Raw genomic sequence first — 16,936 nt, 5'->3', positions numbered from 1 at the left:
TCTTTTACCTCTTACGCCAGACGCGGGTTAACTTTTTCTGCATCGATGTTGAATTTGGTAATTGCGTCTGCAACCACTTTCTTATCGATTTCGCCACGTTTAGCCAGTTCGCCCAGTGCTGCTACAACCACGTAAGAAGCATCAACTTCGAAGTGGTGACGCAGGTTTTCGCGGCTGTCAGAACGACCGAAGCCGTCAGTACCCAGAACGCGATAATCATCAGCTGGAACGTAAGTACGAACCTGCTCAGCGAACAGTTTCATATAGTCAGTAGACGCCACCGCTGGCGCGTCGTTCATCACCTGAGCGATGTACGGTACGCGTGGGGTTTCCAGTGGGTGCAGCATGTTCCAGCGCTCACAATCCTGGCCATCACGCGCCAGTTCAGTGAAGGAGGTCACAGAGTACACGTCGGAACCGACACCGTAGTCTTTCGCCAGGATCTGCGCTGCTTCACGAACGTGACGCAGGATAGAACCGGAGCCCAGCAGCTGAACTTTACCTTTGCTACCTTCGATGGTTTCGAGTTTGTAGATACCTTTACGGATACCTTCCTCGGCACCTGCTGGCATTGCCGGCATGTGGTAGTTTTCGTTCAGGGTGGTGATGTAGTAGTAAATGTTCTCCTGCGCTTCACCGTACATGCGCTGCAGACCGTCATGCATGATGACTGCCACTTCATACGCGTAAGACGGGTCGTAAGAGATACAGTTAGGGATAGTCAGAGACTGAATGTGGCTGTGACCATCTTCGTGCTGCAGACCTTCACCGTTCAGGGTCGTACGACCGGAAGTACCACCGATCAGGAAGCCGCGAGCCTGCTGGTCGCCTGCCTGCCAGCACAGGTCACCGATACGCTGGAACCCGAACATGGAGTAGTAAATGTAGAACGGGATCATCGGCAGGTTGTTGGTGCTGTAAGAGGTCGCAGCAGCCAGCCAGGATGCGCCTGCGCCCAGCTCGTTGATACCTTCCTGCAGGATCTGACCTTTCTCGTCTTCTTTGTAGTATGCAACCTGCTCACGGTCCTGCGGGGTGTACTGCTGGCCGTTCGGGCTGTAGATACCGATCTGACGGAACAGACCTTCCATACCGAAAGTACGCGCTTCGTCGGCGATGATTGGCACCAGGCGATCTTTGATCGACTTGTTCTTCAGCATCACGTTCAGGGCACGAACGAAAGCGATAGTGGTAGAGATCTCTTTGTTCTGCTCTTCCAGCAGCTGAGAGAAGTCTTGCAGCGCTGGCAGTTCCAGCTTCTCGGTGAAGTTAGGCTGACGAGCTGGCAGGTAGCCTTTCAGCGCCTGACGACGTTCGTGCAGGTACTTGTGCTCTTCGGAGCCTTCCGGGAAGGTGATGTAAGACAGGTTTTCGACCTGCTCATCGGTCACTGGAACGTTGAAACGGTCGCGGATATAGCGCACGCCGTCCATGTTCATTTTCTTAACCTGGTGAGCGATGTTTTTACCTTCTGCGGTATCACCCATGCCGTAACCTTTGATGGTGTGGGCCAGGATTACAGTCGCTTTACCTTTGGTTTCACGCGCTTTTTTCAGTGCAGCGTAGATTTTCTTCGGATCGTGACCACCGCGGTTCAGGGCCCAGATCTGCTCATCAGTCCAGTCTGCAACCAGGGCTGCGGTTTCTGGATATTTGCCGAAGAAGTGCTCACGCACGTAGGCACCGTCTTTGGATTTGAAGGTCTGGTAGTCACCGTCAACGGTTTCGTTCATCAGCTGGATCAGTTTACCGCTGGTGTCTTTACGCAGCAGTTCGTCCCAACGGGAACCCCACATGACTTTGATCACGTTCCAGCCAGCACCTGCGAAGATGCCTTCCAGTTCGTTGATGATCTTGCCGTTACCGGTTACCGGACCATCCAGACGCTGCAGGTTACAGTTGATGATGAAGCACAGGTTGTCCAGCTTCTCACGGGTCGCGATGGTGATCGCGCCTTTAGATTCTGGCTCATCCATTTCGCCGTCGCCCAGGAAGGCGTATACGGTCTGCTCAGAGGTGTCTTTCAGACCACGGTGTTCCAGATACTTCAGGAATTTCGCCTGGTAGATCGCACCGATTGGGCCCAGACCCATGGATACGGTCGGGAACTGCCAGAATTCAGGCATCAGTTTAGGGTGCGGGTAAGAAGACAGACCTTTACCGTGAACTTCCTGACGGAAGTTGTTCATCTGCTCTTCAGTCAGACGACCTTCCAGGAATGCACGTGCATAGATGCCCGGAGAGATGTGGCCCTGGAAGTACACCAGATCGCCGCCGTCTTTCTCGTTCGCTGCACGGAAGAAGTGGTTGAAGCACACTTCGTAAACGGTCGCAGAAGACTGGAAGGACGCCATGTGGCCACCCAGTTCCAGGTCTTTCTTGGATGCGCGCAGAACGGTCATGATGGCGTTCCAACGGATTGCAGAACGGATACGACGTTCCAGATCCAGATTGCCCGGGTATTCCGGTTCGTCTTCAACGGCAATCGTGTTTACGTAGTTGCTAGCCCCTGCACCTGAAGCAACCTTCACGCCGCCTTTGCGGGCTTCAGAAAGCAGCTGATCAATCAGATACTGAGCGCGCTCAACACCTTCTTCACGGATGACCGATTCGATCGCCTGTAGCCAGTCGCGAGTTTCGATCGGATCCACGTCATTTTGGAGACGTTCTGACATGGGGGTATTCCTTATCTATCTAATACGTTGATTTGTCTGGAACCTGTCCCATTGTGCTCTTGGGCAAGAACACAATAAGACAGGTTCTGCGTTTAGTTGCCGCGCTCTAAAAGTACCTGGCGCTTAATCCTTTCGTTGCTGTATGCGGCGTAATGAACGTTCGCGACGCGATTGTTCACGGCTGCGGTCCAGCAAGATTTCCTCAATGAAAGCCAGATGGCGGTGCGACGCTTCGCGCGCCTGCTCCGGTTCCCCGGCCATTATCGCCTCGAATACTCGGGTGCGATGGTTGCTTACCAGTGGGAGCATGTCCCGACGGGCATACAACAATTCAAAATTTTGACGAACGTTCTGGGCCAGCATCGGCTCCATGCAGCGTAGCAGATGGAGGAGCACCACGTTGTGGGCCGCTTCGGTGACGGCAATTTGATACTGGACGACGGCGCTGGACTCGGCGTCTAAATCGCCGGACTGCTGTGCCCGTTCAATGGCCTGATGCAGCTCGCGGATACGCACGCGATCTTCATCAGTGCTGCGAAGGGCGGCGTAATAGGCCGCAATACCTTCCAGCGCGTGACGGGTCTCAAGCAGGTCAAACTGGGATTCTGGGTGGTCAGAGAGAAGTTCTACCAGCGGATCGCTGAAGCTCTGCCACAGGCTGTTTTGCACAAAGGTTCCGCCGCCCTGGCGACGAAGCAGCAAGCCCTTTGCTTCGAGACGTTGAATCGCCTCACGCAGAGAGGGACGTGAAACGTCGAACTGTTTTGCCAGTTCGCGTTCTGGCGGAAGTTTCTCACCCGGGCGCAGAGTCCCTTCGAGGATTAAAAACTCCAGCTGCTGCTCAATCACATCAGATAGTTTTGGTTGGCGAATTTTGCTGTAGGCCATATTCCCTGTCTTACGCCTTTTTGCCCGGAGTCAATTGGTCTTACCAATTTCTATTTCGTATCGCTAAAGTAACAAAGTATTCACCTTCTGTCCATATTGGTTTTGATTGAAATCAGTAAACCCTGCACATTTTAACAACCTTACAGAAATAACGTTTCAGAAATGTAACTTTGCACAAATGAGTTGATTACCCCCAAAGAGGGAGCTTTAACCATAATGAAACGAGGGTTTTTGCAATCTGAAGCGATTCAACAAGGCAAATAATGAAAATTCGCCCACTTAAGGCGCATTTCTATTCTATAGGTTGGGTTAGGAACAACGAGCGGGCCGATTTACAAATGCTTTCTTTTTATTCAAGTCGTCATCACCCCTTCATAAAGCAGGTGCATTCGCAGGCACTTACCACTATTCTGGCGCTTACGGAAGTCATCTCCGCTTTTTTCGGTCTCGTTAACCGTAAAGAAATAAATACAGAATATGGATTTTCATAATTACACACGCTCAGCGTGAACATAACAACCACACACGAGGTTTCAAATGGAAGCTCAACAGCACGGCGATCAGCTAAAGCGCGGGCTTAAAAACCGCCATATTCAGCTCATCGCACTGGGCGGTGCGATTGGTACCGGCCTGTTTCTGGGCAGCGCATCCGTTATCCAGTCTGCCGGTCCGGGCATTATTTTGGGTTACGCGATTGCGGGTTTCATTGCTTTTCTGATCATGCGCCAGCTGGGCGAAATGGTCGTGGAAGAGCCGGTCGCAGGCTCCTTCAGCCACTTTGCCTATAAGTACTGGGGCAGCTTTGCCGGTTTCGCCTCGGGCTGGAACTACTGGGTGCTGTACGTTCTGGTTGCCATGGCCGAACTGACCGCCGTCGGGAAATACATTCAGTTCTGGTATCCCGAAATCCCAACCTGGGCTTCTGCTGCAGCCTTCTTCGTCATTATCAACGCCATTAACCTGACCAACGTTAAAGTGTTCGGGGAGATGGAGTTCTGGTTTGCCATCATCAAGGTCATTGCCGTGGTGGCGATGATTATCTTCGGCGGCTGGCTGCTGTTCAGCGGCAACGGCGGCCCGCAGGCCACGGTTCGCAACCTCTGGGAACAGGGTGGCTTCCTGCCTCACGGCATGACCGGCCTGGTGATGATGATGGCGATCATTATGTTCTCCTTCGGCGGCCTGGAGCTGGTGGGCATCACCGCTGCTGAAGCCGACAATCCGGAGCAGAGCATCCCGAAAGCCACAAATCAGGTTATCTACCGCATCCTGATCTTCTATGTGGGCTCACTGGCGGTGCTGCTCTCGCTGCTGCCGTGGACGCGCGTGACTGCTGACACCAGCCCGTTTGTGCTGATCTTCCACGAGCTGGGCGATACCTTTGTCGCCAACGCGCTGAACATCGTGGTGTTGACCGCAGCGCTCTCCGTTTACAACAGCTGCGTATACTGCAACAGCCGCATGCTGTTCGGCCTCGCCCAGCAGGGTAACGCGCCGAAGATGCTGCTTAACGTTGATAAACGCGGCGTGCCGGTGAATACCATCATCGTTTCCGCCATCGTGACCGCCCTGTGCGTGCTCATTAACTACATGGCACCGGAATCGGCGTTTGGCCTGCTGATGGCGCTGGTGGTCTCTGCGCTGGTCATCAACTGGGCGATGATCAGCCTGGCGCACATGAAGTTCCGCCGCGCGAAACAGCAGCAGGGCGTCACCACGCGCTTCCCTGCCCTGCTCTATCCTCTGGGTAACTGGATCTGCCTGCTGTTCATGGCGGCCGTGCTGGTGATCATGCTGATCACCCCAGGTATGGCGATTTCCGTCTACCTGATCCCGGTCTGGATTGCAGTACTCGGTGTTGGCTATCTCTCCAGTCAGAAAAGCCGTAATGCCATGAAGGCGCACTAAGCCTCCCACCGCGGTGCCTGCTTTTGCGGGTGCCGCGCGTTGTTACCTCCCTCACACTTTCACGCCCACAGCGCATTTATCCATATCACCGCCCTGATACTGCAACGCATATATCCCTTCGCCAGCAAATAATTCTCTCCATACCGTAACCCGGAGAGCAGTCAATGGATAACGCAAAGCTGTCAGTAAAAGAAAAGATCGGCTATGGGATGGGCGACGCCGGATGCAACATTATCTTTGGCGCCATCATGCTGTTTGTTAACTATTTTTATACGGATATTTTTGGTCTGGCCCCTGCGCTGGTCGGCGTGCTGCTGCTGTCCGTCCGCGTGATTGACGCCGTAACGGACCCGATCATGGGCGCGATTGCCGACCGCACCCGCAGCAAATATGGCCGCTTTCGTCCATGGCTGCTGTGGATTGCGTTCCCCTACGCGCTGTTCAGTATCCTGATGTTCACCACGCCAGAGTGGAGCTATAACAGCAAAGTTATCTATGCCTTTGTCACCTACTTCCTGCTGTCGCTCACCTACACCGCCATCAACATCCCCTACTGCTCGCTGGGCGGGGTGATCACTAACGATCCTAAAGAGCGCGTCGCCTGCCAGTCGTATCGCTTCGTGCTGGTCGGCATCGCCACGCTGCTGCTCTCATTAACGCTGCTGCCGATGGCAGACTGGTTTGGCGGGGACAACAAAGCCAAAGGCTACCAGATGGCCATGACCGTGCTGGCGCTAATTGGCACCTGTATGTTCCTGTTCTGCTTCGCCACCGTGCGCGAGCGCGTGCGCCCGGCGGTGCAGACCAACGACGAGCTGAAAAACGATCTGAAAGACGTGTGGAAGAACGACCAGTGGGTGCGCATTCTGCTCCTGACGCTCTGCAACGTCTGCCCGGGCTTTATCCGCATGGCGGCCACCATGTATTACGTCACCTGGGTGATGGGCCAGAGCACCCACTTCGCCACGCTGTTTATCAGCCTGGGCGTTGTCGGCATGATGCTCGGCAGCGTGCTGGCAAAAGTGCTGACCGACCGCTGGTGCAAGCTGAAGGTCTTCTTCTGGACCAACATCGTGCTGGCGATTTTCTCCTGCGCCTTTTATTTCTTCGACCCGAAAGCGACCGTCACCATCGTGGTGCTCTACGTCCTGCTGAACATCCTGCACCAGATCCCGTCTCCGCTGCACTGGTCGCTGATGGCCGACGTGGATGACTACGGCGAGTGGAAAACCGGGAAACGCATCACCGGCATCAGCTTCTCGGGCAACATCTTCTTCCTCAAGCTGGGGCTGGCGATTGCCGGGGCGATGGTCGGTTTTCTGCTCTCCTGGTACGGCTACGACGCGGGGGCGAAAGCGCAAAGCGCAGACGCCCTGAACGGGATTGTGCTGCTGTTTACCGTTATCCCGGGGGTGGGTTATTTGATTACCGCGGGCGTGGTGCGCCTGCTGAAGGTGGATCGTGAAACCATGAAGCAGATCCAGCTCGATCTGGAAAAACGCCGCAACAACTACCACGAGCTGAACGATTATCAGGAACTGAAAGCCGCTGAGACTAAATAAGGAAAGCCGAATGCAAACCTGGCCAAACCCGTTTATTGAACAACGCGCCGACCCGTATATCCTGCGCCACGATGGGCAATATTACTTTATCGCCTCCGTGCCGCAGTACGACAGGCTGGCGATCCGCCGTGCAGACTCGCTGGAAGGCTTACGTCATGCCGAAGAGGTGGTGGTCTGGCGTAAACCCGACGCCGGACCAATGAGCCAGCTGATATGGGCGCCGGAACTGCACCACATTGACGGAAAGTGGTACATCTATTTTGCCGCGACGCACACCCAGGCGCTCGACGCGCTCGGGATGTTCCAGCACCGCATGTTTGCCATTGAATGTGCCGACAGCGATCCGCTCACCGGCAGGTGGGTAGAAAAAGGCCAGATCGAAACCCCGTTCGACACCTTCGCCCTGGACGCCACCACCTTTGTGCATCAGGGAAAACGCTGGTATCTGTGGGCGCAAAAAGCGCCGGACATCTCCGGGAACTCCAACCTTTATCTGTGTGAAATGGCGAACCCGTGGACGCTGAAAGGCGAGCCTGTGATGCTCAGCAAGCCGGAGTATGGCTGGGAGTGTCGCGGGTTTTGGGTCAACGAAGGCCCGGCGGTGCTGTTCCATGGCAACAAACTGTTTATCAGCTATTCCGCCAGCGCCACCGACGAGAACTACTGCATGGGGCTGCTGTGGATAGACCTGAATGCCGATCCGCAAAACCCATTGAACTGGCACAAATCCCCGTGCCCCGTATTCGCCACCAGCTACGAAAATCGCCAGTACGGCCCGGGACACAACAGCTTTACGCAAACGCCGGAAGGGGAAGATGTGCTGGTGTATCACGCGCGTAATTACACCGAAATTGAGGGCGACCCGCTGTACGATCCGAACCGCCACACCCGGCTGAAGCTTGTCCGCTGGGACGAAAACGGGATGCCTGATTTCGGCATCCCGCCCGCGGATACGCTTTAGTCTTTGCGGCGCGCTGGCTTACACCAGCGTGCCGTAGATCGTCAGCAGCGCCACGATAACCACGACCACAAACGACGTTTTCTTCGCCATGGAGACAGCGGCTTTCGGCGTTTCAATCTTGTCGGTATGCGGCTCGCGCGCCAGCGAGAACTGCGCCAGACGCGTTAACACCTGATACTGCGACGTATGGCGGTCGGCAAGCGAGGCGAACCACGCGGGCAGCGCTTTTTCACCGTGGCCAATTAACGCGTACACCACGCCCACCAGACGCACCGGAAGCCAGTCAACCACGTGCAGGATGGCATCAATGCCGGACAGCAAACGCTCGTGCGGCGTCAGATAGCGGGCAAGCCAGGTCTGCCAGGCGCGCAGGAACGCATACCCCATCAGCAAGACCGGTCCCCATGGACCGCCCACCACAAACCAGAACAGCGGCGCCAGGTAGTAACGGAAGTTAATCCACAGCAGCGCGTTCTGCAGTTCGCGCAGGAACTCGCGCTCGTCGCAGTCCGGCGGCACGCCGTGGATCATCGTCAGCTCGCTCGCCATGGCATTGCGCGCATGGGCATCGTCACGGGAGGCGGCTTTCAGGTACGCGTGATAGTGCAAACGCACCTTGCCCGCACCAATGCACAGCACGCCGAGCAGGATCCACACCACCAACAGCGGCACGTTGAAAAAGAGTCCATACAGCGCGCGCAGCAGCAGGAACGTAATCACCATCACGCCCGCCATCATCAGCAGCGTGCGCAGCATGGAAAAGTGCTTAATACGGCGGAATAACACCTCCAGCCGGTGATCCAGATGCCAGTGCTCACCGAGCTTGAACAGGCGTTCAGCGATGATAACCAGCAGCATGGTAAACAACGTCATGGTATCTCCTTATTCTGACGACGCGGTGAGCATGGCGCGGAACCGTGGCCAGTCAAATGCCGGGCCGGGATCGGTTTTTCTCGCCGGAGCGATATCGCTGTGCCCTGTAATATTGTCGGCGATGGCCGGGTAAAGTCCGATAAGCGTGCGGGTCACAGCCGCTAGCTGTTGATACTGTGAATCGGTGTAGGGCGTGGTATCCGTGCCTTCCAGTTCTATCCCGATAGAAAAATCGTTGCACCGTTCGCGCCCGTGATACATCGACACCCCGGCATGCCAGGCGCGCTTATCAAAGGGAACATACTGAACCACTTCACCATCGCGACGAATCAGGCAATGAGCCGACACGCGCAGATGCGCAATCTCAACAAAGAAAGGATGGGCATCGGGATCTATCGTTCCCGTGAATAACGCATCGATCCACGGGCCGCCAAATTCCCCCGGCGGGAGACTAATATTATGAACCACCAGCAGTGTGGGCTTTTCATCCTCCGGGCGGCAGTCGTGGTGCGGCGAAGGCACATGCCGCGCATCCACCAGCCATCCGTTTTCTAACAACATGCTGGAACTCCTTATGTATGGTGCTGTTACTCGGTTCAGAGTAGCATGTTTCAATATTATGATTCGTTACCAATTTGGAGTTTTATCATGCCGCCTCGCCGCTACAACCCCGACCACCGACGTGAAGCGCTTCTGGAACGTATTAATATGGATATTCCGGCAAGCGTTGCCCATGCTTTGAAAGAAGATCTGGGCGGTGACGTCAATGCCGATAAAGATATTACCGCACAATTGTTGCCGAAAGAGACGCGCTCCCATGCGGTCATTATCACCCGCGAAGAAGGTGTTTTTTGCGGCAAGCGCTGGGTTGAAGAGGTCTTTACCCAGCTGGCGGGCGATGATGTGCAGGTCACATGGCACGTGGCGGACGGCGATAGCGTCACGCCAAATCAGCCGCTGTTCGAGCTGGACGGCCCTTCCCGCGTCTTGCTGACCGGCGAACGTACCGCGCTCAATTTTGTACAAACGCTCTCTGGCGTCGCCAGCGAAGTGCGTCGTTACGTTGACCTGCTGGCCGGCACCCGAACCCAGCTGCTGGATACCCGCAAAACGCTGCCGGGCCTGCGCACGGCGCTGAAGTACGCGGTGCTCTGCGGCGGCGGCGCAAACCATCGTCTGGGCCTGTCCGACGCTTTCCTGATTAAAGAGAACCACATTATTGCATCGGGTTCCGTACGTCAGGCGGTGGAGAAGGCCTTCTGGCTGCATCCGGATGTGCCGGTTGAAGTAGAAGTGGAAAACCTGGACGAGCTGGAGCAGGCGATTAAGGCCGGGGCCGATATCATCATGCTCGATAACTTCGAAACCGAGCAGATGCGTGAGGCGGTAAAACTGACCAATGGCCGGGCCCAGCTCGAAGTCTCCGGAAACGTCACCTTCGAAACGATCCGTGAATTCGCCGAAACCGGCGTGGATTACATCTCCGTCGGCGCGCTGACCAAGCACGTTCGCGCCCTCGACCTCTCGATGCGTTTTAAATAGTGATTCCTCCCCTCTCCGCCTGGAGAGGGGAATTTCAGCCCCGCTCGCAAATCCGCTGTTCTTTCCTGCAACACTGCATTAATTCTCTGAACGCGCTTTCCCGTTCCCTTTTTTGCCCCTCGTTTCTGCCCTTTTGCGCTGACAGAGTAGCGCCACTTAACGTAAGGAGCAGATATGAACAGACAACACGGATTCACTCTTATTGAGCTGATGGTGGTCATCGGCATTATTGCGATTCTGAGCGCCATCGGCATACCTGCCTATCAGAACTACCTGCGCAAAGCGGCGCTGACCGATATGCTGCAAACCTTCGTTCCCTACCGCACCGCCATTGAACTTTGCGCGCTGGATCACGGTGGTGTGGAGAGCTGCGATGCCAACAGCAACGGCATCCCTTCCCCCACCACGACACGCTACGTTTCCGGAATGAGCGTAGCGAAAGGGATCGTGACCTTAACAGGACAGGAAAGTCTTAACGGGCTGGAAGTGGTCATGACGCCGCAGTGGAACAACGGCAACGGGATGACGGGCTGGACGCGCGTCTGCAACATCAGTGCTGATAGCGCTCTGAAGCAGGCCTGCGAAGACGTTTTCCGCTTCAGCAATAACTGAGGAGCGGATAATGAATACCGATCAACTCGTGGCGCTTTGTCTTCGCCATCACGCACTGCTGCTATCCAGCGACAGTGAGAGGATCAACATTGCCGTCGTGGGAAAGCCCGCGACCGAACTCATGGAGGCGTTGCGTTTCGCGACCCAGAAACGGATTGATATTGAGTGCTGGAGCGCGGAGCGCATGGAAAAACACCGGCAGCTGACGTCTCAATCGCATCTGCCCGGCGTTTCGCAAACACACTCTACGGTAGATGTCCTTAACCACACGCTGCAGCAGGCAATCAACCAGCGCGCCTCTGATATTCATATCGAACCGATGGAGCACGCGTGCCAGATTCGTTTACGTATCGACGGCGTACTTTGTCCGCAGCCTCCGCTTGCCGCTGAACTGGCTAACCTGTTAAGCGCACGTTTAAAAGTGCTGGGTAACCTGGATATTGCAGAACGCCGGCTGCCTCAGGACGGCCAGTTTACGATTGAACTGGCCAATGAGCCGGTCTCGTTTCGGATCGCGACGCTTCCCTGCAGCGGCGGCGAAAAAATTGTGCTGCGCCTCCTGCATCAGGTTCCGCAGGCCCTTGAGCCGAAAGCGCTTGGCATGAATGCTGAACAGTTGGCCTGTTTTAATGCGGTTCTCCACCAGCCGCAGGGGCTGATTCTGGTCACCGGCCCTACCGGCAGCGGCAAAACCGTGACGCTGTACAGCGCTTTGCAGTCGCGTAACACCCCTGACGTCAACATCTGCAGCGTGGAAGATCCTATTGAGATCCCCCTTGCCGGATTAAACCAGACACAGGTTAATCCCCGGGCGGGTTTAACCTTCCAGAACGTGCTGCGCGCACTGCTACGTCAGGATCCCGACATCATTATGGTCGGCGAAATCCGTGACGGAGAAACGGCCGGGATTGCCACTAATGCTGCCCAGACCGGGCATCTGGTGCTGTCGACCCTGCACACCAACTCGACGACGGAAACGCTGATTCGCTTGGAGCAGATGGGCGTCGCGCGCTGGATGATTTCTTCCGCGCTGACGATGGTGATTGCCCAGCGACTGGTCCGGCGTTTGTGCCCACATTGTCGCCGGGAAACCCGCGATCAGGCTCAACTACCTCGCTCAGTATGGCCCAGGCCGCTTCCACGCTGGCAGCCCACCGGCTGCGATCGCTGTTATCACGGCTTTTATGGCCGCGTGGCCATTTTTGAAGTACTCGCCATCGACAATGCCCTGCGGCAGGCCATTGCCAGCGGGGCGGGAACTGACGTCATAGAGGCGAGCGCCCGGCAGGCGGGGATGGTTTCTCTTTTTGAACACGGCTGCAGGGCCGTCGAACAAGGGCTAACCACGATTGAAGAGTTGTTGCGCGTCCTGGGAATGCCCAATGGCGGCTAATCAGCTCTGGCGCTGGCGTGCGCTCACCAAAGATGGAGAACCCCGAAGCGGGACACTCTGGGCCACAGACCGCAATGCGGCCTTCACCCGGCTGATGCGTAACGACCTCCATCCTCTGACGCTGACCCGATGCGCGCAGCGACAGCGCTGGCGGCCACACCACTGCGGCGAGATGTTTCATCAGCTCGCCTCGCTGCTGCAGGCTGGGCTGACGCTGTCCCACAGCCTGCAAATGCTGGCAGAGCAACATCCGTTAAAACCGTGGCAGGCGCTGCTGCAAAGCATTGCCGATGAGCTCAGTGAAGGATGCCCGTTTTCTGAGTCGCTAAAAAAGTGGCCAGCCGTTTTTAGCCCGCTGCATGTCTCGATGGTGAAAACCGGAGAGCTGACGGGGAAGCTGGAGGTGTGCTGTCGTCAGCTCGCGCAGCAACAAAAAGCGCAGCAGCAGCTCAGTGCGAAAGTGAAAAAGGCGCTGCGCTACCCGGCGATCGTCCTGACGCTGGCTGTGCTCGTCGTGCTGGCGATGGTCACTCTGGTCCTGCCCGAGTTTGCCGCGATCTACAAAACGTTTAATACCCCGCTTCCCGTGCTGACACAGATGGTTATGGGGATGGCCGCCTTTATGCAGTCATATGCCCTTGCGTTGTTCGTCCTGCTATTAGCCCCCTTAGCCGTCGCCTGGGCTCTGCGGCAGAATCCTCGCTGGCAGTGCATCCTGCTGCATACGCCCGTGATGGGCGCACTGGCAAAAGGTCAAAAGCTGGGACACGTCTTTACCGTGCTGTCACTCACGCAACAGGCGGGTATCCCCTTTTTACAGGGCCTGGAGAGCGCCGAGGAGACCGTTGAAAGTCAGTACTGGCAGGGAATGCTGCGCGGCGTGCGGGAGGACATTGAAAAAGGCCTTCCCGTCTGGTCATCCTTTCAAAGAGCGGCAATCTTTACCCCGCTGTGTGTTCAGCTTTTACGAACCGGTGAAATGTCAGGTGCGCTGGATATCATGCTGGCAAACCTTGCCCGCCATCATACGGAACAGACCTTTCAACGTGCAGAGAATCTGGCGGCGCTTCTGGAGCCAGTGCTTCTGATAGTGACGGGGGTCATTATCGGTACGCTGGTGGTGGCAATGTACCTGCCGATATTCCACCTGGGAGATGCGATGAGCGCGGGATAGTACAACAGGGCTGGCGCACGGGCATGCGCCAGCGATAGCCATTACAGGCTGTTGAATACGCGGTTTTCTTGTTCCTGAACGCGAATAAACGTCGTACGCTTTGTCAGCTCTTTCAGGCGGGAGGCGCCAACGTAGGTGCAGGCAGAGCGCAGGCCGCCGAGGATATCGCGTGCGGTGTTTTCAACCGGACCGCGCAGAGGCAGCTTGACGGTTTTACCTTCTGCCGCACGGTATTTTGCCACGCCGCCGACGTGACGGGTCATCGCAGACTCAGAGCTCATACCGTAGAACAGCATAAATTTCTCGCCGTTCTCTTCTACTACGGTACCGCCGCTCTCTTCATGGCCTGCCAGCATACCGCCGAGCATCACGAAGTCCGCGCCGCCACCGAAGGCCTTTGCGACATCACCCGGCATGGTGCAACCACCGTCGCTGATGATCTGGCCGCCCAGCCCGTGCGCCGCATCGGCACATTCAATGACGGCAGAGAGCTGCGGATAACCGACGCCGGTTTTGACGCGCGTGGTGCATACGGAGCCCGGACCGATGCCCACTTTCACGATATCGGCACCGGAGAGGATCAGCTCTTCACACATTTCACCGGTCACCACGTTGCCCGCGATGATGGTTTTCGTCGGCCAGGCCTCACGCGCCTTGCTGACGAACTGTACGAAGTGCTCGGAGTAACCGTTCGCCACATCAATACAAACGAAGTTCAGCGCCGGGTTAGCCTTCAGGATCTGTTTGGTCTTCTCGAAATCCGCATCGGAGGTACCGGTGGAGACCATCACGTGCTTCACCACATCAGCAGAGGCGGACGCCACAAACGCATCCCACTCTTCAGGGCTGTAATGTTTGTGCACGGCGGTGAGGATGTCGAACTGTGCCAGCGCGGTTGCCATCTCAAAGGTTCCCACAGTATCCATGTTGGCAGCGATGATCGGCACGCCAGACCAGGTCTGACCGGAATGCTTAAAGGTGAATTGACGTTCGAGTTCAACGTCTGAGCGACTTTTCAGTGTAGAGCGTTTAGGGCGGATAAGAACGTCTTTGAAACCTAACTTCAGATCTTCTTCGATACGCATGTGCGGATTCCTGGGGTTAGAGGCAAATATGTTAAAAGCACAACTCCAGTGACGCTATCATACGCACTAATACCTGCTCCGCAAGACTGCGAAATTCTCTTTTTTTACGCTACAATCCTATAAATTTACCTGGTAAAAAGCCGGTAAACAGGGCTAAACAGTTGCTGGCGCACCTGAGAGTTTTAATCAACTGATTTTAATAATGAATAATTCCCAGGATTTGATTTAATGGGGTATATCGTTGCATTAACCGGTGGCATCGGTAGTGGCAAAAGTACCGTTGCAGACGCGTTTTCTCGTTTGGGTATCACGATTATCGATGCCGATATTATTGCCCGCCAGGTGGTAGAGCCCAATACACCCGCGCTTAAGGCCATCGCAGAACATTTTGGCCAGGCAATCATCAATGCCGATGGCACGCTAAATCGCCGTCAGCTTCGCGAATGCATTTTTTCCGATTCAGCGGAAAAAGCCTGGCTTAATGCCCTGCTCCATCCCATTATCCACCAGGAAACACAGCGTCAGATAGCCGAAGCCCGCTCGCCCTATGTCTTGTGGGTGGTTCCGCTGCTGGTGGAAAATCAGCTGCATCAGAAAGCCGATCGGGTACTGGTGATTGATGTCGCACCCGAGACGCAAATCCAGAGAACCATGATGCGAGACCACGTCTCGCGCGAGCATGCTGAACATATTCTCGCCGCTCAGGCCACGCGCGCTCAGCGCCTTGCCGTGGCGGATGATGTTATTGATAATAACGGCGCACCAGATGCTATTGCATCGGATGTTGCCCGTCTGCACGCGCAGTATCTGACGTTAGCCGGGCAGGCCGTTGCACAGGAAAAACCATAATGTCGACTCACATCCTTTTTGAGCATCCGCTCAACGAAAAAATGCGTACCTGGCTGCGCATCGAATTCCTCATTCAGCAGCTTTCACAACATCTGCCGGTTAACGATCATGCTACGGCGTTGCACTTCTTCCGCAATGTAGGCGATCTGCTGGATGTGATTGAACGCGGCGATGTCCGCACAGAATTGCTTAAAGAGCTGGAGCGCCAGCAGCGTAAATTGCAGGCATGGGCTGAGGTTCCGGGGGTGGACGTAAGCCGTATCGATTCCCTTCGTCAGCAGCTTAAAACCAGCAGCAGCATCCTGATGGCCGCACCGCGCGTCGGGCAGTTTTTGCGTGAGGACCGCCTGATTGGCCTGGTGCGCCAGCGCCTGAGCATCCCTGGCGGTTGCTGCAGCTTCGACCTGCCGACGCTGCATATGTGGCTCCATATGCCACAAGCGCAGCGTGACGCGCAGGTGAACAGCTGGCTGGCAAGCCTGGAGCCGGTGCACCAGACGCTGTCGCTGATCCTCGATCTGATCCGTAACTCAGCGCCGTTCCGCAAGCAAACCAGCCTGAACGGTTTCTACCAGGACAACGGTGATGATGCCGATCTTCTGCGCCTGAATTTATCGCTTGGCGAACAGCTTTATCCGCAAATTTCCGGGCATAAGAGCCGCTTTGCGATTCGCTTTATGCCGCTGGACAGCGAAAATGGCACCGTGCCGGAACGCCTCGATTTTGAACTGGCCTGTTGTTAAGGAGTGCCGATGTCTGATGTCACCACCGTAAACTGCCCGACCTGTGGCAAAACCGTTGTCTGGGGCGAAGTGAGTCCATTCCGCCCATTCTGCTGCAAACGCTGCCAGCTTATTGACCTGGGCGAATGGGCGGCGGAAGAGAAACGCATTCCGAGTAAAGGCGATCTTTCGGACAGCGATGACTGGAGTGAAAACCAGCAGTAATCCGTAAAGCCTGCTGGCGCGTCGCTTAGCAGGCCTTCGGTTGTTCGACTAACCGCAGGATCACAGGCTCATTAGCTGGCGGGAATTTTTCGGCATCACTTGCCTGAAGCTCCACCCAGTTACCCGGCTGCCCCTCTTTCCCCCAGGGTTCACCTTCCCAGTTTTCCACCAGCCAGAACCACAGCGTGATGTGTCTGTCCGGGAACTGGTACTCAAGCTTATCAAACAGCGTTGCGCCAAGCGGGGTGATCCCGACTTCTTCCTGAAGCTCGCGAACCAGCGCCGCTTCCGGGGTTTCACCGGCCTCGATTTTACCGCCTGGAAACTCCCACTTGTTCGCCATATGGGCGTCGGCAGCACGCTGGGTGATAAAGATTTGGTTTTGCGGGTTGCGAATAATCCCGACGGCAATTTGCAGTATTTTCATATTGTCACTTCCATAAAAAAGGCGCAGATTTCTGCGCCTT

The 16,936-nt window shown here is 55.8% G+C and carries 17 protein-coding genes; 11 read left to right on the top strand and 6 right to left on the bottom strand.

The window, feature by feature from the left end:
• Nucleotides 1-11 precede the first annotated feature (11 nt).
• Complete coding sequence (gene aceE, locus ACHH0Z_RS11585) at nt 12-2,675, bottom strand: pyruvate dehydrogenase (acetyl-transferring), homodimeric type (RefSeq protein WP_395149535.1); 2,664 nt, start codon at nt 2,673-2,675, stop codon at nt 12-14.
• 123 nt (nt 2,676-2,798) lie between these two features.
• A complete protein-coding gene (gene pdhR / locus ACHH0Z_RS11580; RefSeq protein ID WP_008501960.1) occupies nt 2,799-3,563 on the bottom strand; it encodes a pyruvate dehydrogenase complex transcriptional repressor PdhR in 765 nt (254 codons plus the stop codon).
• A 263-nt stretch (nt 3,564-3,826) separates the two neighbouring features.
• Here pdhR and ACHH0Z_RS11575 point away from each other — a divergent pair, with 263 nt between their 5' ends.
• The 4 genes from ACHH0Z_RS11575 (at nt 3,827) to ACHH0Z_RS11560 (ending at nt 7,994) form a co-directional block, all read left to right on the top strand.
• Nucleotides 3,827-4,054, top strand: a complete 228-nt coding sequence (locus tag ACHH0Z_RS11575; RefSeq protein WP_021240510.1) for a hypothetical protein — start codon at nt 3,827-3,829, stop codon at nt 4,052-4,054.
• Nucleotides 4,055-4,100: 46 nt separating this feature from the next.
• Entirely contained in the window at nt 4,101-5,471 is a 1,371-nt protein-coding gene (aroP, locus tag ACHH0Z_RS11570) for an aromatic amino acid transporter AroP (protein ID WP_395149534.1), read from the top strand.
• 164 nt (nt 5,472-5,635) lie between these two features.
• On the top strand, nt 5,636-7,033 hold the full coding sequence (locus ACHH0Z_RS11565) for a glycoside-pentoside-hexuronide (GPH):cation symporter (protein WP_008501962.1): 1,398 nt from the start codon (nt 5,636-5,638) through the stop codon (nt 7,031-7,033).
• A 10-nt stretch (nt 7,034-7,043) separates the two neighbouring features.
• Nucleotides 7,044-7,994 carry a family 43 glycosylhydrolase gene (locus tag ACHH0Z_RS11560; RefSeq protein WP_045406436.1) on the top strand — a complete coding sequence of 317 codons (951 nt, stop codon included), beginning with the start codon at nt 7,044-7,046 and terminating at the stop codon, nt 7,992-7,994.
• Between the two features lie 18 nt (nt 7,995-8,012).
• Here ACHH0Z_RS11560 and ampE read toward each other — a convergent pair whose 3' ends face one another.
• Together ampE and ampD are read right to left on the bottom strand one after the other, a co-directional pair.
• Nucleotides 8,013-8,867 (bottom strand): beta-lactamase regulator AmpE, encoded by an 855-nt coding sequence (ampE, locus tag ACHH0Z_RS11555; RefSeq protein ID WP_008501964.1) that lies wholly within the window; start codon nt 8,865-8,867, stop codon nt 8,013-8,015.
• A gap of 9 nt (nt 8,868-8,876) precedes the next feature.
• Entirely contained in the window at nt 8,877-9,428 is a 552-nt protein-coding gene (gene ampD / locus ACHH0Z_RS11550; protein WP_045406434.1) for a 1,6-anhydro-N-acetylmuramyl-L-alanine amidase AmpD, read from the bottom strand.
• An 87-nt stretch (nt 9,429-9,515) separates the two neighbouring features.
• Here ampD and nadC point away from each other — a divergent pair, with 87 nt between their 5' ends.
• The 4 genes from nadC to hofC all read left to right on the top strand — a co-directional run bounded on the left by nadC (nt 9,516) and on the right by hofC (nt 13,588).
• Nucleotides 9,516-10,409, top strand: a complete 894-nt coding sequence (gene nadC / locus ACHH0Z_RS11545; protein WP_008501966.1) for a carboxylating nicotinate-nucleotide diphosphorylase — start codon at nt 9,516-9,518, stop codon at nt 10,407-10,409.
• 174 nt (nt 10,410-10,583) lie between these two features.
• Nucleotides 10,584-11,021 carry a prepilin peptidase-dependent pilin gene (gene ppdD, locus ACHH0Z_RS11540; RefSeq protein ID WP_008501967.1) on the top strand — a complete coding sequence of 146 codons (438 nt, stop codon included), beginning with the start codon at nt 10,584-10,586 and terminating at the stop codon, nt 11,019-11,021.
• 10 nt (nt 11,022-11,031) lie between these two features.
• Nucleotides 11,032-12,414 (top strand): type II secretion system protein GspE, encoded by a 1,383-nt coding sequence (gspE, locus tag ACHH0Z_RS11535; RefSeq protein WP_045406432.1) that lies wholly within the window; start codon nt 11,032-11,034, stop codon nt 12,412-12,414.
• Nucleotides 12,404-13,588, top strand: a complete 1,185-nt coding sequence (gene hofC, locus ACHH0Z_RS11530; protein WP_045406430.1) for a protein transport protein HofC — start codon at nt 12,404-12,406, stop codon at nt 13,586-13,588. Before gspE ends, hofC begins: the two co-directional genes overlap by 11 nt.
• Before the next feature lie 41 nt (nt 13,589-13,629).
• Here the strand turns inward: hofC and ACHH0Z_RS11525 are convergent, their stop codons facing one another.
• On the bottom strand, nt 13,630-14,673 hold the full coding sequence (locus ACHH0Z_RS11525) for a GMP reductase (RefSeq protein WP_023293282.1): 1,044 nt from the start codon (nt 14,671-14,673) through the stop codon (nt 13,630-13,632).
• Nucleotides 14,674-14,901: 228 nt separating this feature from the next.
• Here ACHH0Z_RS11525 and coaE point away from each other — a divergent pair, with 228 nt between their 5' ends.
• From coaE to yacG, 3 genes are read left to right on the top strand one after another with little or no spacing between them, the layout of a single operon-like run.
• A complete protein-coding gene (coaE, locus tag ACHH0Z_RS11520) occupies nt 14,902-15,522 on the top strand; it encodes a dephospho-CoA kinase (protein WP_008501971.1) in 621 nt (206 codons plus the stop codon).
• Nucleotides 15,522-16,265, top strand: a complete 744-nt coding sequence (zapD, locus tag ACHH0Z_RS11515) for a cell division protein ZapD (RefSeq protein ID WP_045406428.1) — start codon at nt 15,522-15,524, stop codon at nt 16,263-16,265. The genes coaE and zapD overlap by 1 nt, the downstream gene beginning before the upstream one ends.
• Nucleotides 16,266-16,274: 9 nt before the next feature.
• Nucleotides 16,275-16,469, top strand: a complete 195-nt coding sequence (gene yacG / locus ACHH0Z_RS11510; protein WP_023615920.1) for a DNA gyrase inhibitor YacG — start codon at nt 16,275-16,277, stop codon at nt 16,467-16,469.
• 25 nt (nt 16,470-16,494) lie between these two features.
• Here the strand turns inward: yacG and mutT are convergent, their stop codons facing one another.
• The gene (gene mutT / locus ACHH0Z_RS11505) at nt 16,495-16,896 is read right to left on the bottom strand and encodes an 8-oxo-dGTP diphosphatase MutT (RefSeq protein WP_021240520.1); all 402 of its coding nucleotides are present in this window, start codon (nt 16,894-16,896) and stop codon (nt 16,495-16,497) included.
• Nucleotides 16,897-16,936: the final 40 nt, after the last annotated feature.

Source organism: Enterobacter cloacae complex sp. 2024EL-00227 (assembly GCF_043945315.1).
Classification (GTDB): domain Bacteria; phylum Pseudomonadota; class Gammaproteobacteria; order Enterobacterales; family Enterobacteriaceae; genus Enterobacter; species Enterobacter roggenkampii.
The sequence above is the reverse complement of the archived record's forward strand: the minus strand, read 5'-3'. Positions and strand labels throughout refer to the sequence as shown.

Bases quoted from the DNA above. Each gene is read 5' to 3' on its own strand.
- aceE (WP_395149535.1), bottom strand. From the start codon at position 2,675: ATGTCAGAACGTCTCCAAAATGACGTGGATCCGATCGAAACTCGCGAC.
- pdhR (WP_008501960.1), bottom strand. From the start codon at position 3,563: ATGGCCTACAGCAAAATTCGCCAACCAAAACTATCTGATGTGATTGAG.
- ACHH0Z_RS11575 (WP_021240510.1), top strand. From the start codon at position 3,827: ATGAAAATTCGCCCACTTAAGGCGCATTTCTATTCTATAGGTTGGGTT.
- aroP (WP_395149534.1), top strand. From the start codon at position 4,101: ATGGAAGCTCAACAGCACGGCGATCAGCTAAAGCGCGGGCTTAAAAAC.
- ACHH0Z_RS11565 (WP_008501962.1), top strand. From the start codon at position 5,636: ATGGATAACGCAAAGCTGTCAGTAAAAGAAAAGATCGGCTATGGGATG.
- ACHH0Z_RS11560 (WP_045406436.1), top strand. From the start codon at position 7,044: ATGCAAACCTGGCCAAACCCGTTTATTGAACAACGCGCCGACCCGTAT.
- ampE (WP_008501964.1), bottom strand. From the start codon at position 8,867: ATGACGTTGTTTACCATGCTGCTGGTTATCATCGCTGAACGCCTGTTC.
- ampD (WP_045406434.1), bottom strand. From the start codon at position 9,428: ATGTTGTTAGAAAACGGATGGCTGGTGGATGCGCGGCATGTGCCTTCG.
- nadC (WP_008501966.1), top strand. From the start codon at position 9,516: ATGCCGCCTCGCCGCTACAACCCCGACCACCGACGTGAAGCGCTTCTG.
- ppdD (WP_008501967.1), top strand. From the start codon at position 10,584: ATGAACAGACAACACGGATTCACTCTTATTGAGCTGATGGTGGTCATC.
- gspE (WP_045406432.1), top strand. From the start codon at position 11,032: ATGAATACCGATCAACTCGTGGCGCTTTGTCTTCGCCATCACGCACTG.
- hofC (WP_045406430.1), top strand. From the start codon at position 12,404: ATGGCGGCTAATCAGCTCTGGCGCTGGCGTGCGCTCACCAAAGATGGA.
- ACHH0Z_RS11525 (WP_023293282.1), bottom strand. From the start codon at position 14,673: ATGCGTATCGAAGAAGATCTGAAGTTAGGTTTCAAAGACGTTCTTATC.
- coaE (WP_008501971.1), top strand. From the start codon at position 14,902: ATGGGGTATATCGTTGCATTAACCGGTGGCATCGGTAGTGGCAAAAGT.
- zapD (WP_045406428.1), top strand. From the start codon at position 15,522: ATGTCGACTCACATCCTTTTTGAGCATCCGCTCAACGAAAAAATGCGT.
- yacG (WP_023615920.1), top strand. From the start codon at position 16,275: ATGTCTGATGTCACCACCGTAAACTGCCCGACCTGTGGCAAAACCGTT.
- mutT (WP_021240520.1), bottom strand. From the start codon at position 16,896: ATGAAAATACTGCAAATTGCCGTCGGGATTATTCGCAACCCGCAAAAC.